16 protein-coding genes are annotated in these 22,682 nt (G+C 63.6%); 4 read left to right on the top strand and 12 right to left on the bottom strand.

Translation table 11 applies throughout. The annotated features are described in order from the left end of the window. Positions 1-741 precede the first annotated feature (741 nt). From tyrS to AR689_RS05265, 3 genes are all read right to left on the bottom strand, one after another. Entirely contained in the window at positions 742-2,052 is a 1,311-nt protein-coding gene (gene tyrS, locus AR689_RS05275; protein WP_062067762.1) for a tyrosine--tRNA ligase, read from the bottom strand. Positions 2,053-2,089: 37 nt separating this feature from the next. Next, positions 2,090-4,318 (bottom strand): ATP-binding domain-containing protein, encoded by a 2,229-nt coding sequence (locus AR689_RS05270; RefSeq protein ID WP_062067760.1) that lies wholly within the window; start codon positions 4,316-4,318, stop codon positions 2,090-2,092. A gap of 78 nt (positions 4,319-4,396) precedes the next feature. After that, on the bottom strand, positions 4,397-5,065 hold the full coding sequence (locus AR689_RS05265) for a DNA-3-methyladenine glycosylase (RefSeq protein ID WP_062067759.1): 669 nt from the start codon (positions 5,063-5,065) through the stop codon (positions 4,397-4,399). An 82-nt stretch (positions 5,066-5,147) separates the two neighbouring features. Between AR689_RS05265 and AR689_RS05260 the strand changes: the two genes are divergently transcribed. Continuing rightward, positions 5,148-6,710 carry a DNA-3-methyladenine glycosylase 2 family protein gene (locus AR689_RS05260; RefSeq protein WP_062067757.1) on the top strand — a complete coding sequence of 521 codons (1,563 nt, stop codon included), beginning with the start codon at positions 5,148-5,150 and terminating at the stop codon, positions 6,708-6,710. Between the two features lie 13 nt (positions 6,711-6,723). On the opposite strand, the gene AR689_RS05255 is transcribed toward AR689_RS05260, so the two are convergent. From AR689_RS05255 to argC, 9 genes are all read right to left on the bottom strand, one after another. After that, positions 6,724-7,485, bottom strand: coding sequence for a maleylpyruvate isomerase family mycothiol-dependent enzyme (locus tag AR689_RS05255; RefSeq protein WP_062067754.1), 762 nt, complete (start codon positions 7,483-7,485; stop codon positions 6,724-6,726). Positions 7,486-7,570: 85 nt separating this feature from the next. Further along, a complete protein-coding gene (gene argH, locus AR689_RS05250; protein ID WP_062067751.1) occupies positions 7,571-8,986 on the bottom strand; it encodes an argininosuccinate lyase in 1,416 nt (471 codons plus the stop codon). Continuing rightward, a complete protein-coding gene (locus AR689_RS05245; protein WP_026541618.1) occupies positions 8,986-10,191 on the bottom strand; it encodes an argininosuccinate synthase in 1,206 nt (401 codons plus the stop codon). Before AR689_RS05245 ends, argH begins: the two co-directional genes overlap by 1 nt. 68 nt (positions 10,192-10,259) lie before the next feature. Further along, positions 10,260-10,799: an arginine repressor gene (locus AR689_RS05240; RefSeq protein WP_062067748.1), complete on the bottom strand. Its 540-nt coding sequence runs from the start codon at positions 10,797-10,799 to the stop codon at positions 10,260-10,262. Next, complete coding sequence (argF, locus tag AR689_RS05235) at positions 10,799-11,824, bottom strand: ornithine carbamoyltransferase (protein WP_062067745.1); 1,026 nt, start codon at positions 11,822-11,824, stop codon at positions 10,799-10,801. The genes AR689_RS05240 and argF overlap by 1 nt, the downstream gene beginning before the upstream one ends. After that, positions 11,821-13,161 carry an acetylornithine transaminase gene (locus AR689_RS05230; protein WP_231745443.1) on the bottom strand — a complete coding sequence of 447 codons (1,341 nt, stop codon included), beginning with the start codon at positions 13,159-13,161 and terminating at the stop codon, positions 11,821-11,823. Before AR689_RS05230 ends, argF begins: the two co-directional genes overlap by 4 nt. Beyond that, the gene (gene argB, locus AR689_RS05225) at positions 13,158-14,102 is read right to left on the bottom strand and encodes an acetylglutamate kinase (protein ID WP_062067742.1); all 945 of its coding nucleotides are present in this window, start codon (positions 14,100-14,102) and stop codon (positions 13,158-13,160) included. Before argB ends, AR689_RS05230 begins: the two co-directional genes overlap by 4 nt. Positions 14,103-14,112: 10 nt before the next feature. Next, a complete protein-coding gene (gene argJ, locus AR689_RS05220; RefSeq protein WP_062067739.1) occupies positions 14,113-15,279 on the bottom strand; it encodes a bifunctional glutamate N-acetyltransferase/amino-acid acetyltransferase ArgJ in 1,167 nt (388 codons plus the stop codon). Beyond that, on the bottom strand, positions 15,276-16,307 hold the full coding sequence (argC, locus tag AR689_RS05215; RefSeq protein WP_062067736.1) for an N-acetyl-gamma-glutamyl-phosphate reductase: 1,032 nt from the start codon (positions 16,305-16,307) through the stop codon (positions 15,276-15,278). The genes argJ and argC overlap by 4 nt, the downstream gene beginning before the upstream one ends. A gap of 167 nt (positions 16,308-16,474) precedes the next feature. Here argC and AR689_RS05210 point away from each other — a divergent pair, with 167 nt between their 5' ends. The 3 genes from AR689_RS05210 (at position 16,475) to AR689_RS05200 (ending at position 22,681) form a co-directional block, all read left to right on the top strand. Continuing rightward, entirely contained in the window at positions 16,475-17,563 is a 1,089-nt protein-coding gene (locus AR689_RS05210) for a fatty acid desaturase family protein (RefSeq protein ID WP_062067733.1), read from the top strand. Positions 17,564-17,648: 85 nt separating this feature from the next. Next, positions 17,649-18,614 carry a quinone oxidoreductase family protein gene (locus AR689_RS05205; RefSeq protein ID WP_062067730.1) on the top strand — a complete coding sequence of 322 codons (966 nt, stop codon included), beginning with the start codon at positions 17,649-17,651 and terminating at the stop codon, positions 18,612-18,614. Positions 18,615-18,769: 155 nt separating this feature from the next. After that, a complete protein-coding gene (locus AR689_RS05200) occupies positions 18,770-22,681 on the top strand; it encodes a Pls/PosA family non-ribosomal peptide synthetase (protein WP_062067727.1) in 3,912 nt (1,303 codons plus the stop codon). Position 22,682 lies beyond the last annotated feature (1 nt).

Here is a 22,682-nt window from a genome sequence, read left to right as displayed (position 1 = left end):
CGGCTGCACAAAATTCGAAACCAGCTGAAAACCAGACCACCACACACGGGGGTGCGCAATGATCCAGCCATAATTTCAACCAATCAAAAAAACAATCGGCATCAACAAACTTGGCACACTATTGAGTTCTCAAACAACAGACACACCCGGCACCAACCAGAACCCTCACAGGTCCCGGAATCGCTCCGGAGCAACTTTTCAAAGTTACCCGACCAGGCCGCACAAAGCAAACCAAAACCCGGGCCTCCCACACCAACCAGAAGCACACAAAAGCACTACCGGAACCGGTGAATTGAAAGGGAGTCGGTCGCTATCTTTCCGCATCAGCGGCGGCGACTCGAATAACTCTACACGCGCCCAACCCCCACACCAAATCCACACCAACACCACCCAAAACCCCCGCCAACACAAGGAAAACAACCCCACCACACCCCAAAACCACCCCAAAACAACAACGACAAATTCCAGTGAAGCCCATCACACAACCCAACCACCAGACACCAGCCGACAAACCCACCAACCCAACACACCGCCGTCGAACCCCCAAAACACCAACACACCCCACCAAAAATGAGAGAGCGATGAGTTCAAACCCGAGGGATGTGAGAGAGCGACGACCCCAAACCCGAGGGACGTGAGAGAACGTCCAAAAAGGGGGGAACGGTTACCGGGCTGGGAACGCAGAAAGGGCCGGCACCCATGAAGGTGCCGGCCCTTTCGGAACGGGATGGAAAAGTGAACCTAGGCCGAGACCTCAATGGTGGCCAGGTTCTTCTTCCCGCGACGAAGAAGCAAGTAGCGTCCGTGAAGCAGCTGCTCGCGGGTAATGACGGCGTCAGGATCGGACACCTTGGCGTTGTTCACGTAGGCACCACCTTCGCCCACTGTTCTACGGGCGGCCGACTTGCTGTCCGAGAGCCCCGAGGCGACCAGGAGGTCGATGATGCCGAGACCATCAGCATCAACGGTGGCGGAGGGAAGTTCGGCCGTGGCAGCTTCGAGGGTCCGCTCGTCCAGTACGGTGAGGTCGCCGTTGCCGAAGAGCGCAGCCGAAGCGGCGATGACTTTTTCGGTGGCGTCCACGCCATGAACCAGGGAGGTCACTTCGAAGGCAAGCTTCTTCTGACCTTCACGGGCAAAGGGACGCTCTTCCACAGCCTGGCCAAGTGCTTCGATCTCGGCGCGGGACAGGAAGGTGAACACCTTGAGACGATCAACCACATCAGCGTCGGCCGTGTTCAGCCAGAACTGGTAGAACGTGTACGGGCTGCACATGTCCGGGTCCAGCCAGATGGCGTTGCCTTCGCTCTTGCCAAACTTGGTTCCGTCCGAGTTGGTGATCAGCGGAGTGCCCAGAGCGTGCACGCTCTTGCCTTCCACCTTGCGGATAAGTTCGGTTCCACTGGTGAGGTTGCCCCACTGGTCCGAGCCACCGGTCTGCAAAGCACAGCCGTAATCGCGGAAGAGCTGAAGGTAGTCCATGCCCTGCAGGATCTGGTAGCTGAACTCTGTGTAACTGATGCCTTCATCTGAGCTCAGGCGCGAGGCCACGGCGTCCTTGCGGAGCATGGTGCCAACACGGAAGTGCTTGCCGATCTCGCGGAGGAAATCGATCGCGCTGAGCGGCGCAGTCCAATCGAGGTTGTTGACCATGCGGGCAGAGTTCCCGCCCTCGAAGCTAAGGAAACGGCGCACCTGACCCTGAAGGTAGCCAACCCACTCCGCGACGGTGTCCTTGGTGTTCAAGGTACGTTCCGCAGTCGGTCGCGGGTCGCCGATCAGGCCGGTGGAGCCACCCACCAAACCAAGCGGTTTGTGTCCGGCCAACTGCAGCCGACGCATCACCAGCAACTGCACCAGGTTGCCCAGGTGCAGTGAAGGCGCGGTGGGATCGAAGCCACAGTAATACGTGATCGGGTCCCCGGCGAGCAGTTTTTCCAGTTCAGTTTCATCAGTGGAAACGTGGACCAGACCGCGCCATTTGAGCTCCTGCCAGACGTTGGCAAAGGCGGGATCGTTGTGCTGGGACTCGAGGTTGTTTACGTGTGACACGAGATCTAAGTTAGCAGGCTTACGGGGTCCGTTTTTCCTAGCGCTCGATGCCGGCCGGTACCGGTGCGGCCGCGATGAGGCGCAGACGCTGCGTGGCACGGGTCATGGCAACGTAGAGGTCGCCCACCTTGCCGTGCTCGTGATTCAACATGGCAGCCGGTTCCAAGACCACAACGCCATCGAACTCCAGGCCCTTTGCTTCCTTGGGACTGATCACCACGATGTCTTGCTGGTAGCTGCCTGCGCCGCTGCCGATGCGGCGCCCGTAGACCTCCCGCAGCGCAGCAGTGGCCTCCGGCAGCAAGGGACCGTCGGCAATAACAGCCAGCAGGCCGCCGTCGATCGCTTCCACTTCCTCCGGCAGGACTTCAACCAAGCGCTTCACGATGCCGTCGGCCTCCACGTGGTCCACAATGGGTGACCATTTGCCTTCACGGACAGCCTTGGGAGCCGAAACAACCAAGCCTGCTCGGTTGGCCATGCGAACAGCGGCTTCTGCGATCTGCGACGGAGTGCGGTAGTTGACGGTCAGTTCTTCCAGCGTCCAGCGGTCACCGAACGACGGCGCCAGCGCGCTTTGCCACGAATTGGCACCGGCTGCTGCACTCGTTTGGGCGATATCGCCCACAATGGTGAAGGACTTCAGCGGGCAGCGCCGCACCAGGAGCCGCCACTGCATGGGCGAGAGTTCCTGGGCTTCGTCAACCACAATGTGGCCGAAGGCCCACGAACGGTCGCTGGTGGCGCGCTCGGCAGCGGTCAACCGTCCCTCACGCTCCTGGTTCTGCTCGGCAAGCTCCTCAGCCGTGACCAGGACGTCGACGCCCATGGCTTCCATATTGGCGAGAGTCTGCTTCGCGTTGGCAAGATCGCGGGCCCGGTCTGCTTCCTGCTGGGCCAGCCCCCTGCCGGCGGCCGGGTCCAGTTCACCCAGCAACTCGGCCGCCTCATCCAGCAGCGGAACATCCGCTTCAGTCCATGGTGCATCCACCGGGCGCTGCAACAGGGCCCGCTGGGCGGACGTCAGGTGCGGCGTGCAGGCTTCAAGGATGGCCGGCTTGCTGAAAAGCTCTGAAATGAGTTTCTCGGGCGTCATCGGCATCCAGCAGAGGTTCAGCGCGATGCGTACATCGCGGGCGGACCGGACGTCCTCGGCAAGGTAGGCGCGGTCGGCGTTGTTGCCGATGTTTCCTTCCTCAACGAGGTCCGTCAACTGCTCCGTGAGCTCACGCAGGAGGATTTTGACGAACGTGAGCCGGGCTTCGTTGTGAGGCTTTCCAGTGGCGCGGGCTTTTTCCCTGGCACGGCGTACTTGGCGGACCGTCAGTGTCAGCTTCCGCGAATCAACTTCGAGGATGCGGTCTTCTGCAGGCGTCCGTTGCCGGTTGGCTACGGCGTTTGCCACCACGGTTGCCATGTCCAGCTTGCCCTTGAGCGCGGCAACATCGGCGTCTTCCTCGGGAATGGCGTGAATCCCGGGCATGAGGCGGCCGAGGCTGGCCATGACCACACCGGTCTCACCGAGCGAGGGCAGCACTCGTTCGATGTAATGCATGAAGGACGACGACGGCCCAACAAGCAGAACACCGGCGCTCTTGAGCCGCTCGCGGTGGGTATACAACAAATAGGCGGCACGGTGCAGGGCCACGGCGGTTTTGCCCGTCCCGGGGCCGCCCTGGACCACCAACGCGCCCGAAATGGAGGAACGAATGATCCGGTCCTGCTCGGACTGGATGGTGCCCACGATGTCCGACATACGGCCGGTGCGCTTGGAATTGAGCGCCGCCAGCAACGCGCCTTCGCCCTGGAGTGAGTCGTTGTCAGCGAGCATCCCGGCGTCCAGGACGTCGTCTTCGATCGCTTTGACGTCGCGTCCCTGAAGGATCAGGTGGCGACGACGGCGGACGCCTTGGCGATCGAACGCGGTCGCTTGATAGAAGTGGCCTGCTTCGGGCGCACGCCAGTCGACCATGAGCCGCTGGAGATCGGCCGTGGACAGACCAATACGGCCGATGTATTGCGCCTCGCCCGAATCGAGGTCAAGGCGCCCGAAGACGAGGCGGTCGTCGACGGCGTCGAGCTGGGCCAGGCGGTCTTCGTACAGTGCCGCGAAGGCATCCCGCTCCGAGACGTTCTGCATGGTTCCCACCGCGCCGGCCTTGCGCACCTGCGCCAGCTGGGCGCGCTTTTCAGCGCGCAGCTCATCGAGCCGGGCGTACAGCCCGGCAACATATTCCTGCTCGTGGACCAAATCAGCGTCGTGCATCGAACCGTAACCCCTATCGCAAAAGACAGACCGTCCATTCTACAGCGATTTCGGTAAACGTGGGGGGTACGGTGAACGTCACCCGGCAGTGTTACGCGTCCGTGGCCTGGCAGCCTTGTACTTGGACACCGTTGGATCATCTTCAACCCAAAAACGCCACGGATACTCAGTGCTTCCGCCCGGACCCGCAACGCCCACCCGCGGGCCACTCGCCACGGCAGCTGCGCGCGTCTTCGGCAACCACAAACTGCACGGTGCGGCCAGCACGTCACGGCCAGTATCCGCCGTCGTAAGTCCCAGTGCGGCGGCGAGCCGGGCAGGTCCGCTCGCCAGATCCTTGTGCGCCTTGGATGTCGGCCTGCGAAGGGCAGCCAGCCCTTCACCTTCCACTATTTCGCCGGCGCGAAGGAGCAGCGCTGACGGGGAGCCGTCGGGACCGCAGACGATGTTGGCGCAGTAGTGCATCCCGTAGGTGAAGTAGACGTACAGGAATCCCGGCGGCCCGAACATGGGCGCATTCCGGGCGGTAGGACCACCGAAAGTGTGAGAGCCGGGATCAGGATGTTCTGAATCACGCGGTCCCATGTAGGCCTCAACCTCCGTAAGCCTGACCGAAACCGGGCCGGCTTCCGAGTGGTGGGTGAGAACCGCTCCAAGTATCTGCGGAGCGATGACACGGGGGTCTCCCCCAAGGAACGCGCGCACCACAGCCGGGTCTGTAACCCCGTTGTCCGTTGACGAATGCATGACCAGACCCTAGCAAAAGCGATGAGACGGCTATGTCCGATTTCCGCTAGCGAAGGCTTCGGACGGCTGACAGGATGAAGCCATGGACTTTTGGCAGCGGTACCGCGCAATCGACGCCCGCGACACCCGTTTTGACGGTCAGTTCTTCACTGCCGTCAGCTCCACCGGCATCTATTGCCGGCCGTCGTGTCCTGCCCGCACGCCCAAGGCTGAGAACGTCACTTTCTACGAAACCTCCGCAGCCGCTCATGAAGCCGGATACCGCGCCTGCAAGCGCTGCCTGCCCGAGGCCGTCCCTGGAACGCCGGCGTGGAACATCCGTTCGGACATCGCCGGGCGCGCAATGAGGCTGATCAACGACGGCGTGATCAGCCGCGAGGGCGTTGACGGCCTGGCGCATCGCCTGGGCTACTCCGCCAGGCAACTCAACCGCATCCTCAGCAACGAACTGGGCGCCGGTCCCCTCTCGCTGGCACGGGCCAGCAGGGCACAAACCGCCAGGACTCTGTTGGTCTCCACCGACATGCTCCTGGCCGACGTTGCGTTCGCGTCCGGGTTCAACAGCGTGCGGCAGTTCAACGACACCATCGGCGAGGTTTTTGCGATGACCCCGACGGCGGTGCGCGCCACCGCTGCCAAGTCCGGCCAACGCCGGGGAACTGGGGCTGCGGCGCCAGCGGAACTAACACTGAACCTGCCTTACCGGGATCCTTTCGATCCGGGGATCTTCGATTTCCTGGCAGTTCGCGCGGTGCCCGGCATCGAGGCCGCGAGCACCTCGTCGGATGGAACTGGAACCCATGAAACCAGAACGTACGCCCGCACCCTGCGCCTGCCGCGGGGAAATGCCTCGTTCTCTGTCTCCTACAACCCCTCAGCTCTTGGCAAACCACTGCAACTCACAGCTGCAGTGGTGGACCTCCACGATCTCCCGGCACTGTTGAGCCGGGTTCGGAGGTTGTTCGATCTGGACGCGGACCCTCTGGCAATCGATGACGCCTTGGCAAAGGATCCGAGGCTGACGGCCAGCGTGGCAGCGATCCGAGGGATGCGTGTGCCGGGGGCCGTGGATCCCCACGAACTGCTCATCCGGGCCATGATCGGACAGCAAATTACCGTTGGTGCCGCCCGAACAGCCCTCACGTATCTATCCGCGGCCGGAAGCCGCGTGGATAGCGCCTCCCCCGGTTTGGAGAGCTTGTTTCCGACGGCGGCGGAACTCGCCGAAAAGGGCCGTGCGTTGCTCCGTGGGCCACAGCGTCGGATCGACTCCATCGTGGCTGCGGCCGAAGCCATGGCCACCGGTGAACTCGAGTTCGGCTATGGCGACCACCTTGAAGGCCTGGAACGCAAGCTTCTGCCATTGCCGGGCGTGGGACCGTGGACAGTTGGATACGTCGCCATGCGGGTGCTTGGAGCTCCCGACGTCTTCCTGGCTAATGATGCTGCGGTGCGGAACGGACTGAAGGTCCTGCCCGCAGGGGCGGGGCTCAGTGCCGACTTCCGCGAAGTGAGCCCTTGGCGCTCCTACGCCACCATGCACTTGTGGCGGGCAGCAGCGGTCAAGCACGAGGGACGTGAGAGAGCGATCGCCCCAAACACGAGGGACGTGAGAGAGCGATCGCCCCAAACACCAGGGACGTGAGAGAACGATCGGGTCAAGCACGAGGGACGTGAGAGAGCGTGGGGTTAGCGGGCTGCGCGGCCGGCCACGGCAGGAGTTCCGGCAGGTCCACGCCATCAGCGGCTGCAGTGGCCCTGAGGCTTCCAAGGCTGGGTTCGCGGCCTGCAAGCCACGCGGCGATGTCGGTCAGCATGCCGGTGATGGCTATGGAAGTGCCACCAGTGCCGATGCTCATTTGGGGAAGACCCGTGGGCTGAAGGACAAACTTGTACTGCTCCGGAACACGCGCCGACAAGAAGCCGATCAGATGCTCGCAGAAAGGTCGGCTCCACGTTTCGGGCCCAAACCCTAAACCCAGGTCCGAGGCGTGGATGGTGAGTTCGCGCCACAGCGCCAGCCCGCCGTCGAGGACTGTACCGTCCCTGTAGGCGATCCGCGCTTCCCAATCGTCCGGTCCCACAGCGTCAAAGGCGGCGATGGCGGACCCCAGCGCGGCGGTGACGGATTCCGTGTGCTGGGCGAGGCTGTGCCCTGCCGCGAGTTCGATGGCTTTGGTACGGCCGTCCATGCCGCCGTCGTACAGCTCCACGGTCTCACCGCGCCGCGCGTACTCAAGTTGCCGGGCCATTGCGTTTGCGATGCCGGTCAGGTGGGCAAGGACGTGGCCTTTGGTCCAGCCAGGAAGTTCCGACGTTTCGGCGACGGAGGATTCGTCCATCTTGGATACGAGGCGGGTGACGGTGTCGGCGGCTTTGTGAAGCTCTGCGGGCAACGTCTCAGGGGTGATCTGAGTCATAGCGCCATGTTAACGCACGGCGGGACGGCACCTCGCCATGCTCTGCCCGATGGCATTGCTGCGATGTACCGTCCCGCCCGGCTTTTTAGCTGACGTAGGAGCGCGCTGCGTCCAGTTCCGCTTCAAGCGCCGCCAGTTGGCGTTCGACGGCGGCCGGTGCCGTTCCGCCCTGCGAGTTGCGGCTGTTGAGCGAACCTTCAGTACTGAGGACGCTGCGGACCTCGGGAGTCAAGTGCTCCGAGATTGCTGCGTATTCCTCATCGGTCAGATCCCACAACTCCACACCGCGGCCTTCGGCCTGCTTGACGGCAGCGCCGGAGAGTTCGTGGGCTTCCCGGAAGGGAACGCCTTGCCGGACGAGCCACTCTGCGATGTCCGTCGCCAACGCGAATCCCTGGGGAGCCAGGGATTCCATGCGCTCGGTGTTGAACTTCAGCGTGGCGATCATCCCGGACACCGCCGGGAGCAACAGCTCCAAGGTGTCCGCAGCGTCGAATACCGGTTCCTTGTCTTCCTGCAGATCGCGGTTGTACGCGAGCGGCAGTCCCTTGAGCGTCGCGAGCAGCCCGGTCAGGTTGCCGATCAGGCGACCTGCCTTGCCACGGGCGAGTTCGGCAACGTCCGGGTTCTTCTTCTGCGGCATGATCGAGGACCCCGTGGAGTACGAGTCATGCAGCGTGACGAAGGAGAACTCCTTGGTTGCCCAGAAGATGACTTCCTCGGAGATCCTGGACAGGTCCACGCCAATCATGGAACAGACCCAGGCGAACTCAGCGAAGACATCGCGGGAAGCGGTGCCGTCGATCGAGTTGTGAACGGCAGAGTAGAAGCCCAGATCAGCGGCAACAGCCTCAGGGTCCAGGCCGAGGGACGAACCAGCCAACGCACCCGAACCATACGGCGAAACACCAGCGCGCTTGTCCCAGTCCTGGAGACGCTGAACGTCGCGAAGCAAAGCCCAGGCATGCGCCAGAAGGTGGTGGCTCAGCAGGACCGGCTGGGCATGCTGCAGGTGTGTCCGGCCGGGCATGGCGACACCCTGGTGGGCCTTGGCCTGCTCAACGAGGGCGTCGATGGTGGCAAGGACACCTGCGGCGATGATCCGGGCGTGGTCACGCAGGAACATGCGGCCAAGGGTGGCCACCTGATCGTTGCGGGAACGCCCCGCACGCAGCTTGCCGCCCAGTTGGGTACCAGCCCGCTCGATCAGGCCACGCTCCAAGGAACCGTGAACATCCTCGTCGCTCTCGGCCGGAAGGTAGGCGCCACTGGCGACGTCCTCGTCCAGCTGGGTGAGGGCGGCGAGCATGCCTTCGAGCTCGGCGTCGTCCAACAGTCCGGCCTTGGCCAGCACGCGGGCGTGGGCCTTGGAACCGGCGATGTCATAGCGGGCAAGCCGCCAGTCAAAGTGGGTGGACTTGCTCAGTGCAGCCAGCGCATCTGCCGGGCCGCCGGCGAACCGGCCGCCCCACAGTGCACCCTCGTTTGTTGCGGACGTCATTACTGCCCTGCGACGCGCAGGTCGCGGCCCGAGGCAACCTTGGACGACATGCCCCACAGCTCGATGAAGCCACGTGCCATGGACTGGTCGAAGGTGTCGCCGGTGTCGTAGGTGGCGAGATCGAAGTCGTACAGCGAAGTCTCGGAGCGACGACCGTTGACGATAGCCTGGCCACCGTGGAGGACCATGCGGATGTCACCGGAAACATACTGCTGGGTGTCTTCGATGAAGGCATCCAAGGAGCGCTTCAGCGGGGAGAACCACTGTCCGTCGTACACCAGCTCGGACCAGCGCTGGCCAACCGTGGCCTTGAAGCGGGCCTGCTCGCGCTCAATGGTGATGTCCTCGAGGTGCTTGTGGGCGGTGATCAGCGCCATGGCACCCGGGGCCTCGTAGATTTCGCGGGACTTGATGCCCACAAGGCGGTCCTCAACGACGTCGATGCGGCCAACGCCCTGGGCGCCTGCACGGCGGTTCAGTTCCTGGATGGCCTGCAACGGGGTGACCTTCACGCCGTCGATGGCTACCGGAACACCGGCCTGGAAGGAAATGGTGACCTCATCCGGTGCCGGCGGGAATTCCGGGGTGGCGGTGTAGTCGTAGATGTCCTTGGTGGGAGCGTTCCAGATGTCCTCAAGGTAACCGGTCTCGACGGCGCGTCCCCAGACGTTCTGGTCGATCGAGTACGGGTTCTTCTTGGTGGTTTCGATCGGCAAACCCTTTTCCTCGGCGAAGGCGATGGCCTTGTCGCGGGTCAGGGCAAGGTCGCGGACAGGTGCGATGCACTTCAAGTCCGGGCCGAGGGTCTGGATGCCAACTTCAAAACGGACCTGGTCATTGCCCTTGCCGGTGCAGCCGTGGGCAACCGTGGTGGCGCCGAACTCGCGGGCAGCCTTGACCAGGTGCTTGACGATGACGGGACGCGAGATCGCGGAAACCAGCGGGTAGTGGCCCTGGTAGAGGGCGTTGGCCTTCAGGGTGGGCATGGCGTACTCATTGGCGAACTCGTCGCGGGCGTCGGCCACGTAGGCCTCGACGGCGCCGCAACCGAGGGCGCGCTGGCGGATGGTCTCCAAGGACTCGCCGCCCTGTCCGACGTCGACGGCCACAGCAATGACCTCGGCGCCGGTGGCTTCACCGATCCAGCCGATGGCTACGGACGTATCAAGGCCACCGGAGTAGGCCAGAACAATGCGCTCAGTCACGAGAGTGCTCCTTTGTTATTGCTTGGTTCATTCGAATCAATGCTGGTGTGAATCAATGCTTGGAAAATCTATTGGTTAGCCGGCCCGGCTTCTTCGGCCATGCGCAGGAAACGTGCTGCCAGTTCCGCCCCGCCATCGGGATCCCGGGCGACCAGCAGCAAAGTGTCATCGCCTGCGATCGTACCCAATACAGACGGCATCACCGAGTGGTCCACGGCCAGTGCGAGGAAGTTTGCTGCTCCGGGCGGCGTGCGAAGGACCACGATGTTGCCCGAGGCCTCCGCAGTGACCAGGAGTTCCCCGCACAGCCGGGTCAACCGTGCATCAAGGATTTCCTGGGTGACGCCGCTCTTGGCGTTGCGGTCGCCGCCCTCCCCCGGAACGGCGTAAACCAACGCGCCGTCCTTTCCGCGGACCCGGACTGCGCCCAGTTCCACGAGGTCGCGGGACAAGGTGGCCTGGGTGACCTGGACGCCGTCGTCCGCCAGCAGAGCTGCAAGCTCTGCTTGGGAACGCACGGACTCACCCGTCAGGATCGCAGTGATGCGAGCCTGGCGGGCAGTCTTGGTGGCCGGGCTCGCGCCCGGCACGGACGGGTTGGTGGACACTAGGACGTGCTCTCCGCAGTGTTCCCTAGGGAAGATGCGCCTTCAACAGGAGAAAGTCCCTCCACTACGGCCAGCCCGGAGCGGTGCATCAGCCACGCCATCAGTGCCTTCTGGGCGTGCAGACGGTTCTCGGCCTCGTCCCAGACAATCGACTGCGGGCCGTCGATGACGCCGGCGGAAATTTCGTAGCCGCGGTACGCGGGGAGGCAGTGAAGGACTACTGCGTCCGGGGCAGCCTGTGCCATCGCGGCCTCATCCACGGAGTAGTCACGGAACAATTGCATCCGCGCTTCCTTCTCGGCTTCCTGGCCCATGGAAACCCACGTGTCCGTAGCCACCACGTCCGCGCCCTTGAGTGCCTCAGCGGCATCGCTGGTAATCAGCACAGAGCCGCCGGTTTCGGCCGCCCTTTCCTCTGCAGCAGCCACGATCTCCGGCGCCGGCAGGTAGCCCGCAGGACCCGAGATTCGCACATGCATTCCGGCTGTAACGCCAGCGAGGAGGTACGAGTTGGCCATGTTATTGGCGGCATCACCGAGGTAGGCCATGCTCAACCCGGCCAGCTCGCCCCTATGCTCTTTGACGGCCAGCAGGTCTGCAAGGAGCTGGCAGGGGTGGTAGTCATCGCACAATGCGTTGATCACGGGGACCTTTGAGTTCTCCGCCATGGCCACCAGGCCCGAGTGGGCACCGGTCCGCCACACGATGGTGGACACCATGCGCTCAAGGACTTTCGCCGTGTCCTCCACGGATTCCTTGTGGCCGATCTGCGCTTCACCCGGGTTGATGATCAGTGCATTGCCACCCATGTCCGCAATGCCCGTGGCGAAAGAAACACGCGTTCGGGTGGAGGTCTTGTCAAAGATCACGGCCACCGTTTTGCGGCCATTGCCCTCTGCAGCGAAAGGCTGCACGCTGTACGGTGCGGCTTTCATCCGGACCGCGAGCTCGAGGACCTCAGCCTGCTCGGCGGGGCTCAAGTCCGTGTCTTTGAGGAAGTGACGGGTGGTGGTTGAAGAAGTCACTGTGCGTCCTTAGCGGTGTTGGTTTTAGCCGTGGCGATCAACGTGGGAAGAGCGTCCAGGAAGCGGTCTGCTTGATCGATGGTCAGGATCAGCGGCGGAGCGAGGCGGATGGTCCGCGGGCCCGGGCTGTTGATGATGAAGCCGGCATCCAAGGCCGCGGTCACCATGGCGGGTGCGACGTCGGCGTTCACATCAAAGCCAATCAACAGGCCTTCGCCGCGGACTTCTGTAACGCCTTCCACGGCTGCCAGTCCTTCGCGCAGATGCGCTCCGACGGTCAGCACGTTATGCAGGACGCCTTGGCTTTCGATCGCGTGCAGCGTGGCCAGCGCGGCGGCTGTAGCCACCGGATTTCCACCAAAGGTGGTGCCGTGCTGCCCTGCGGTGAGCAGGGCCGACGTCGTGCTGCCGAAGGTGATCAAGGCCCCCACGGGGAAACCGCCGCCGAGTCCCTTAGCGAGCGTGACAGCGTCGGGAACAATTCCGGAGCCTTCGCTGGCGAGCCACTTCCCGGTACGGCCGATGCCGGTCTGGACCTCGTCAAGAATCAACAGCGCACCGGCAGCTGTGGTTACCTCGCGGGCCGCCTGCAAGTATTCGGCGCTGAGCGGCCGGACGCCGGCTTCCCCCTGGATGGGTTCCAGGAAGACTGCCGCGGTGGAATCGTCGACGGCGGCACGCAGGGCGTCAATGTCACCGAACGGGATGTGGACCACACCACCGGGCAGTGGCTCGAACGGCGCACGGTAAGCCTCTTTGGCGGTGAGTGCCAGTGCGCCCATGGTGCGGCCGTGGAAGGCCCCTTCGAGGGCGATGATTTTGGTGCGCTTGCCATCACCGTTGTTACGGCGCGCCAGCTTGAAAGCGGCCTCGTTGGCCTCGGTACCGGAGTTGGCAAAGAACACCTTGGAACCGGCCGGAGCATTGCTGAGTTCCAGGAGCTTCTCGGCCAGTGCGATCTGCGTGGGGCTCGTGAAGAAGTTGGAGACGTGCCCCAGGGTGGCCAGCTGGCTGGAAATCACGGAGGTGACGAACGGGTGGGCATGGCCCAGCGCGTTGACGGCAATGCCGCCCAGCAGATCCAGGTATTCCTTGCCGTCGGCGTCCCACACGAGGCAGCCGGCGCCGCGAACCAACACCCGCTGCGGCGTGCCGAAGACACCCATGAGCGAGGACGAGTAACGGGCAAGCCAGTCAGCACCTGAGCTCTGGGTAACGAGCGTGGTCGCGGCAGCCTCCGCAGCGATGGGGGCCCCGCCCGCTTCGCGGTGCCCGACCACACCCGGCCCCCCATCGCTGCTGCGGCTTTCGGCGGAATGGCTCAGTTCGGTGCTCATGCGTTCACTTCCTCGTCTGGTACTACTTGGGTGCCGATGCCCGCCGTGGTGAAGGTTTCCAGCAGCATCGAGTGCGGGAGCCGGCCGTCCACGATGTGGGCGCGCTCCACACCTTCGTCGATCGCTTTCAGGCAGGCTGCCATTTTCGGGATCATCCCGGATTCGAGGCGAGGCAGCATCGCGCGGAGTTCCGAGGCTGTCAGCGAGGAGATCAGCGACGATTTGTCCGGCCAGTTGGCGTACAGGCCCTCGACGTCGGTCAGGATGACGAGCTTGGTGGCACCCAGGGCAGACGCCACCGCAGCAGCTGCGGTATCCGCGTTGACGTTGAGCACCTGGCCCGTGGTGGGACCTGAGCCGTTGCCGTCGTCGAGAATTTCAGGGGCGACCGTTGAGATCACCGGGATGCGGCCGGCGTCGAGAATGTCCGTGATGCCGGCAGGATCCACGCCCACCACTTCGCCTACCAGGCCAAGATCAACTTCTTCGCCATCAACCACGGTGCCGGTGCGAACGGCGCGCAGCAGGCCGCCATCTTCGCCGGACATGCCCACTGCGTAGGGTCCGTGAGAGTTGATCAGGCCCACGAGCTCGCGGCCCACCTGGCCCGTCAGGACCATGCGGACCACGTCCATGGCCTCAGGGGTGGTGACGCGGAGGCCGCCCTTGAACTCCGACTCGATGCCGAGGCGTCCGAGCATGGAATTGATCTGGGGGCCACCGCCGTGGACCACTACCGGGTGGATGCCCACGTGGTGGAGGAACACAATGTCTTCAGCGAAGGCACGGCGGAGGTCGTCGTTGACCATGGCGTTGCCACCGTATTTGATCACCATGGTGGTGCCGGCGAAGCGCTGGATCCACGGCAAGGCTTCGATCAGCGTGCCGGCCTTAGCCTGAGCGTCAGTCATGGACGTGGTTTCGCGGGTGTGCGCAGTCATTGTCATCCGCTCAGCTCGAGTAGGCGCTGTTCTCATGCACGTAATCGTGCGTGAGGTCGTTCGTCCAAATGGTGGCCTCGGCGTCGCCGGCTTGCAGGTCAATTTCGACCAATACTTCGCGCGGCTCCAGGTCCACCAGATTGCGGTCATCGCCGATCGCGCCGTTGCGGCAGATCTGCACACCGTTCATGGCGACGTTGAGCTGGTCCGCTTCGAAGACGGCATCAGTGGTGCCCACGGCCGAGAGAACGCGGCCCCAGTTGGGATCCTTGCCGAAGATGGCAGCTTTGAAGAGGTTGGAACGGGCCACGGAGCGGCTGACGATTTCGGCGTCGCGTTCGCTGGCCGCGTTGAAGGTCCGGATGGCGATGTCGTGGCTGGCGCCCTCGGCATCGCCGATGAGCTTGCGCGCCAGTTCGGCGCAAACGTGGGTGACCGCTTCGCTCAGCTGCTCGGCAGAGGGCAACGCTTCGGAGGCCCCGGATGCCAGTAACACCACGGTGTCGTTGGTGGACATGCAGCCGTCCGAGTCCGCCCGGTCGAAGGTGATGCGCGTGGCGTCGCGGAGGACGACGTCCAGCTCATTGGCAGGAACCTCGGCGTCGGTGGTCAGGACCACCAGCATGGTTGCCAGCCCCGGCGCCAACATTCCGGCACCCTTGGCAATGCCGCCTACAGTGAACTGCTTGCCCTGGGCATCGGTGGCAGTGAAAACGGCTTCTTTGGAAACGCTGTCCGTGGTCATGATCGCCGTGGCTGCAGCGGAGCCGCCATCTTCCGATAATTCGCGGAAGGCAGCGTCCACGCCGGGAAGGATCTTGTCCATGGGCAGCTGCTCACCGATCAGGCCGGTTGAGCACACTACGACGTCGGAAGCTGAGACTCCCAGCACCTCTGCCACTTTCTCTGCGGTGGCGTGGGTGTTCTGGAAGCCCTGCGGACCGGTGCAGGCGTTGGCTCCACCGGAGTTGAGGACCACGGCATCCACACGGCCATCGCTGACCACTTGGCGTGACCAGTGAACAGGTGCGGCAGCCACGCGGTTGGACGTAAAGACGGCAGCCGCGGACTTTTGCGGCCCGTCATTGACTACCAGGGCCAGGTCCGGGTTGCCCGAGGCCTTGATGCCAGCCTTGATACCTGCGGCGCGGAATCCCTTGGGGGCGGTAATGGTCACGGTGCAACTCCCTGCAGGTTCAGGCCGGCGGTTTCATCCAGGCCGAGGGCAATGTTCATGGACTGCACGGCTCCGCCGGCGGTCCCCTTGGTGAGGTTGTCGATGGCGCACGTGACGATCACGCGGCCCGCGTGGGGGTCGAAGGCCAGCTGCATGACAGCGTGGTTCGAAGCCTGCACCGACTTGGTGGTGGGCCACTGGCCTTCGGGCAGGAGGTGCACGAACGGTTCGTCGTCGTAGGCGTCCGCCCAGGCTTGGCGGAGCTCGGCTTCCGTGACCCCGGCTTTGACCCTGGCGGTTGCCGTCGTGAGGATTCCACGGCTCATGGGTGCAAGCGTGGGGGTAAAGGACACCGTCACCGGCTCCCCCGCCGCATTGGACAGCCCCTGTTCGATCTCCGGGGTGTGCCGGTGTCCACCGCCAACGCCGTATGGGCTCATGGAGCCCATGACCTCGGCGCCGATGAGGTTGACCTTGGCTGCCTTGCCGGCTCCTGAGGTGCCGGAGGCAGAGACAATCACGACGTCGTCCGTGAGGAGGAGGTTGTTGGCGAAGCCGGGCGTCAGGGCGAGCAGGGCCGACGTCGGGTAGCACCCGGGAACGGCGATGCGCGTGGCACCCTTGAGCGCTTCACGTTGCCCGGGGAGTTCCGGGAGACCGTAAGGCCACGTGCCCGCATGGGCAGAACCGTAGAACTTTTCCCAGGCCGCGGCGTCCTGCAGACGGTGGTCAGCACCGGCGTCGATCACTACAGTCCCCTCCGGCAACTGCGCAGCGATCTCGGCCGAAGCGCCGTGAGGCAAGGCCAGGAACACGACGTCATGGCCGGACAGGTTCTCCACCGTGGTGTCTTCCAGAATCCGGCTGGCCAAACCGTGGAGATGCGGCTGCAACTCCCCTAGTCTGGAACCGGCGTTGCTGTGAGCGGTGATGGCACCGATGGTGACGTTCGGATGGCCCGCCAGCAGGCGCAGCACTTCTCCCCCGGCGTAGCCGCTGGCACCGGAGACGGCAACAGAAATAGTCATGACTCCACTGTACAGCAAGAATATTCATGCTGTCCGATATTTATGCATGCAGCTGTGAGCAGTCTCATTATTTTGGAGATTAGACGTATGCTTAGTGAAGGGTGATCCAGACCGTGCAGTCCGAACGTCGGCTGCAGCGTTGCCCGTTAGCGATACGGGGCACATTTATGTCACCCACGTCCACCGCTGAGCGCCCCAAAGCTCGCGCAATTCAACCAAACCCCGTCGTCCAGAGCTACTCAGAGCTCCTCAAGACCGTCAAGTCGGCCGGACTCCTCGAACGCCGTAGCGGCTTCTACATCTGGGTCTTCGTTGCCTTGGTACTGCTCATGGCCGGCACCTGGCTCGGCTTCGCACTCATTGGCGATTCCTGGTACCAGCTCCTTATCGCCGCGGCTGTTGGCATCCTGTGCACCCAGCTGAGCTTCCTGGCCCACGAGGCAGGCCACAAGCAAATCTTCGCTTCCCGCCGCGCCAACGATTGGTCCGCCCGCCTCCTCGCCACGGGCGTCGCCGGCATCAGCTATTCCTGGTGGGAACAGAAGCATGGAGCCCACCACAACCACCCCAACGTCATCTCCAAGGACCCGGACATCCGGAACAACGCCTTGGTGTTCTACGAAGATGCTGCAGCTGAACGCAAGGGCCGCCTGGCTTTCCTCACCAAGAAGCAGGGTTGGTTCTTCTTCCCGCTCCTGACGCTCCTGGGCTTGAGCCTGCAGTTCGACTCCCTTCGCTTTGTCTTCGGCAAGCAAAAAGTACGTCACCGCTGGGTAGAGACACCCATCCTGGTGGCCAGGCTTGCCGCCCTCCCGGTACTGGCCTTCACGTTCCTGCCCATCGGCATGGCGTTCGCCTTCCTGGGCGTGCAGATCATGGTGTACGGCTTTTACATGGGTGCCTCGTTCGCCCCGAACCACAAGGGCATGCCTGTCCTTCCCAAAGACAGCCGCGTGGACTTCCTTAACCGCCAGATCCTCACCTCGCGCAACATCTCCGGTGGCATCTTCATGGACTTCCTCCTGGGTGGACTGAACCGCCAGGTGGAGCACCACCTGTTTCCCGACATGGCTCGCCCCCACCTGTACAAGGCCACTAAAATCGTGCGCGAGTTCTGCGCCAAACACTCCATTACCTACACGGAAACCACGCTGCTCCAGTCCTACGGCATTGTGGTCAGATACCTGAACGACGTCGGCCTCGCAGCGGGACGCGGCTTCGACTGCCCGGTAGCCTCGACGCACGGACGCTTCTAAGCGTTCCACAAGGGAAGCCCCACCTTCCCTAGGATGGAATCTGAAACCGGGCACCGGAAGGACCGCCCCGGAGTAAGGAGCCACCATGTCGCACGCCATCGTTGCACAGCAGCCCGGAGGACCTGAGGTCCTCGAGTACGCATCTGTGGAAATACCGAAGCCTGGCCCCGGCCAGCTGTTGATCAAGGTCGCAGCTGCCGGGGTCAACTTCATTGAGACGTACCAACGCAGCGGCACCTACAAAGTGGAGTACCCCTTCACCCCGGGCGCTGAGGCCGCCGGCTCGGTGGAGGCCGTGGGCGATGGGGTCGCGGAATTTTCCGTGGGTGACCGGGTTGCCACGGCCGAGGGATCCCGGACGTACGCAGAGTACGCCTTGGTGGAGGCGAGCAAAGCACTTCCGGTTCCTGACGGCGTCGACGATCACACTGCCGCGGCCTTGCCGCTGCAAGGCATCACCGCCCACTACCTGATGAACTCGTCGTTCCGGGTAGAGCCAGGCCACACCGTTCTGCTGCACGCAGGTGCAGGTGGCGTTGGTCTGCTGTTGACCCAACTGCTGAAGGCCCGCGGAGCCCGCGTGATCACTACCGTGTCCTCAGACGAAAAAGCCGATCTGTCCACTCTGGCCGGCGCCGATGACGTTCTCCGCTACGAAGGCTTCGCCGACAAGGTCCGTGAACTCACCGACGGCGACGGCGTCAACGTGGTGTACGACGGCGTCGGCAAGGACACGTTTGACGATTCCTTGAAAAGCCTGCGCATTCGCGGTGCCATGGTGCTCTTCGGCGCTGCGTCCGGGCCTGTACCGCCCTTCGACCCGCAGCGTTTGAATGCGGCGGGATCCCTGACATTAACCCGGCCCACCATGGCCCACTTTGTACAGAACGCCCAAGAACGCAGGTGGCGTTCAGCCGAGATTTTCGACGCCGCCGCCAACGGCACCCTCAGTGTCCGGGTGGGCGCCACTTACCCACTCGCAGAGGCTGCCCAAGCGCACAGGGACCTGGAAGGCCGCCGTACCACCGGCAAAGTTCTCTTGGTTCCGTGAGCCCTGAATGAACGCAGCATGTGCAAAAGGCGAACTGTTGATCAACGCAGCGTGACGTGCAGGAAACGCCGGACACCTGTTGTTCATCTTTCTGCGGAAAGCTGACGAACGTGAGCACAGAACATCCCGCTGGGGCCGGCACGACGCCTGCCCTGATGACGTACCGTCCCCAGCTACCGGGAGGCCCCTCCGCCCCCGCCGAGCGCACTCTCGTTGACATCCTGGAAGAGACTGCATCGTCATTCCCGGAGGCCTCGGCGCTTGACGACGGGCAAAAGTCGTTGAGCTACACCGAGCTTCTCAAGGCAGTGCGCGCATGTGCTACCCGGCTCAACTCGGTCGGACTTGGCCGGGGAGACAAAATCGGGGTTCGGATCCCGTCCGGCACCAACGAGCTATATATTGCCATCCTGGGAATCCTGATGGCAGGCGCCGCCTACGTTCCCGTGGATGCGGACGACCCCGATGAGAGGGCGCGCCTGGTGTTCGGCGAAGCCAGGGTGGGTGCCATCATTGCTGCGGGCCTGGACATCCAACTGTCCGGTGATCCACGGGAACCCGTCGCCACGCCCTCCACCCCCGCCTTGGACGACGATTCCTGGGTCATTTTCACCTCGGGATCCACCGGAACTCCCAAGGGCGTTGCCGTCCAACACCGCTCCTCGGCCGCGTTCGTTGACGCCGAAGCGAGGATCTTCCTCCAAGCTGAGCCCATCGGGCCCCATGACCGGGTCCTGGCTGGCCTTTCCGTGGCCTTCGACGCTTCCTGCGAGGAGATGTGGCTGGCTTGGCGTCACGGAGCTTGCCTGGTGCCCGCGCCACGGGCCCTTGTTCGAACCGGCATGGACCTCGGCCCTTGGCTCATCAATCACGGGATCACGGTTGTCTCCACGGTGCCCACCCTTGCCGCGCTGTGGCCTGCCGAAGCGTTGGAAAACGTCCGTCTCCTGATCTTTGGCGGCGAAGCATGCCCGCCCGAACTCGCTGAACGCTTGGCGGTGGACGGCCGTGAAGTATGGAACACCTACGGGCCAACGGAGGCTACCGTCGTTGCCTGTGCCGCTCCCCTGGGCGGACCCGGCCCCATAAGGATCGGCCTGCCGCTGGACGGTTGGGACCTGGCCGTCGTCGATCCTCAGGGCCTTCCGGTGGCAGAAGGCGAAATCGGCGAACTGATCATCGGCGGGGTTGGGCTGGCCCGCTACCTCGATCCGGCCAAGGACGCCGAGAAGTATGCCCCTATGGCCACGCTGGGATGGGAACGTGCGTACCGTTCGGGCGACTTGGTGCGATACGAAGCAGAGGGCCTGATCTTCGTGGGCAGGGCCGATGAACAGGTCAAACTCGGTGGACGCCGGATCGAACTGGGCGAAGTGGATGCGGCGCTTCAGTCCTTGCCCGGCATAGCTGGCGCGGCCGCAGCAGTGCAGACGACGGCGGCCGGCAACCAGATCCTTGTTGGGTATCTGGCCCCCGTTGACGGCTATGAATTATCCATGGACGAAGCACGCCGCCTGCTGGGCGAGAGTCTCCCGGCTGCTTTGATCCCCTTGCTCACCGTGGTGGATTCCCTTCCCACCAAGACCAGCGGCAAGGTGGACCGTCATGCGCTCCCGTGGCCGCTCGCGGGGGCCGGCGCCACTGAGGCCGGCAACGCACCACTGAATCTGCCCGATGACGCCCGCTGGGTGGTGGAGCAGTGGGAGGCGGTACTGGGAAGCCCCGTCAGTTCGCTTGACGCCGATTTCTTCGCCTATGGCGGCGGATCTTTGGCTGCGGCCCAACTCGTTTCCGCCCTTCGTGTCCGCTATCCCACCATCACGGTGGCTGATATCTATGCCACGCCCCGCGTCGGCGCCCTGATCGACGCCGCCCGGCAATCACTCCCCGACGGCGGCTTGCCGGGTCCCGCTACTGAGCGAACCGTCCGCCCTACGGCCTTGAAGTCTCAAATTTTCCAGGTCCTCATGGGCGCCCCGCTCCACATACTCGTGGGGATGCGCTGGCTGACCTACCTCATGGCTGCGAACAGGCTGCTGGCTGATGTGGCTGGCTTTGCCGCCGCACCCGTTGTGTCGTGGTGGTGGATTGCGGCATCATGGCTGATCTTTGTCAGCCCCTTGGGCCGGATGGCGATCTCAGTGGTTGCGGCCAAAGTGCTGCTTGGCAGGATCCAACCCGGCACCTACCCGCGTTCCGGCAAGACCCACCTCCGTTTGTGGCTGGCCGAGCAAATTCAAGACCTTTCCGGTGCCATTGGCCTGGCCAGTGCACCCTTTGTCCCCTACTACGCACGCGCTCTTGGTGCAAAGATCGGCAAGGACGTCCACCTCCACTCTTTGCCGCCGGTCACCGGCCTGCTGTCTCTGGGCAGCGGAGCCAACATCGAGCCCGAAGTGGACCTTTCCGGCTGGTGGGTGGACGGGGATTCCATCCACATCGGACAAATCCATGTGGGAGCGGGTGCCGTTGTGGGAGCACGAAGCACCCTGATGCCCGGAGCGACCATTGGGGCCGGTGCCCACGTCGATGCTGGATCGGCCGTGCTGGGCAAGGTGAAAGCCGGGCACCTCGTTGCAGGATCCCCCGCCGAACGCCGTGGCAAGGCGAAGCACGAGTGGCCGGAAACAGTCAGCCGGCGGCCCGTGGTTGATCGACTCTGGTTTTCCGCTTTCGCCAGCGCTTCGGCGTTGCTGGCACTCATCCCCTACGTCTCGGCATTCGCCGGCGCGCTGGTGGTCTTGGCTTTCATCCAAGGGCACGAGTCGTTGCAAACGGCGCTTCCGCAGATCGCCCTGGCCCTGCCACTTGCCGCTTTGGTGTGGTTCTTCGGCAACCTGGTGTTGATTCTGATTGTTGCGAGGCTCCTCGGTTTGGGCCTCAAAGAAGGCTACTACCGGGTGCGCAGCCGCATCGGTTGGCAGGTTTGGGCCACGGAACGCCTCTTGGACATGGCTCGGGATCTCCTCTTCCCCGTCTACGCGAGCTTGTTCACGCCCCTCTGGCTTCGGCTCCTCGGAGCGACGGTGGGGAAGAACGTGGAAGCCTCAACGGTGCTGCTGGTTCCAAAAATGACCACCATCGGTGATGGAGCTTTCCTGGCCGACGACACCATGGTGGCCTCCTACGAGTTGGGCGGCGGATGGATGAAAATCGCTCCGGCCAAGATTGGAAAGCGCTCCTTCCTTGGCAACTCGGGGATGACGGCCGCAGGACGGAACGTGCCCAAGAATTCCCTTGTCGCGGTGCTCTCGGCGACGCCCCTCAAGGCGAAATCGGGCACGTCGTGGCTGGGCAGTCCCCCCGTCAGGTTGCGCCGCACCGCCGTCGACGCTGACCAAACCCGAACTTTCCGCCCGGCCCTCAAACTGAAGGTGGCACGGGCGTTGTGGGAACTGTGCCGTCTGATACCGGTCATCCTCACAGTAACCATCGCCGTGGCCGTGATGCTGGTGCTGGACTGGATCGCCCGCGGATGGGGTTACTGGATAGCTGCGGTTCTGGGAGGCGTGGTCATGTTGGCAGCTGGGGCTGTGGCCGCCCTCAGTTCCATCGTGGCCAAATGGGTGCTTGTGGGGACCATCCGCTCCGGTGAACACCCGTTGTGGAGCTCGTTCATTTGGCGCAACGAGGTTGTGGACACCTTCATAGAGATGGTGAGCGCGCCGTGGTTTGCACGCTCGGCTGCAGGAACTCCCGCCTTGGTGTGGTGGCTGCGCGGACTCGGAGCGAAGATCGGACGCGGAACGTGGTGCGAAAGCTATTGGCTCCCCGAAGCCGATCTCGTGACCCTGGGCGAAAACTCCACGGTCAACCGCGGCTGCGTAGTCCAGACACACCTTTTCCACGACCGTGTCATGAGCCTTGACACCGTGACACTTGGCAACGGCGCCACCATGGGCCCGCACGGGGTCATACTCCCCGCCGCGAGCATCGGCGACGGCGGAACTGTGGGGCCGGCGTCGTTGGTGATGCGTGGCGAAACCGTCCCGGCCGGGACGTACTGGATGGGCAACCCTGTGAGCCCATGGGTGGGTCCGTCCTCACAAGCGCCGCGCCTCAAGTAGA

Source organism: Arthrobacter sp. EpRS71, assembly GCF_001512285.1.
Lineage (GTDB): Bacteria > Actinomycetota > Actinomycetes > Actinomycetales > Micrococcaceae > Arthrobacter.
The sequence above is the reverse complement of the archived record's forward strand: the minus strand, read 5'-3'. Positions and strand labels throughout refer to the sequence as shown.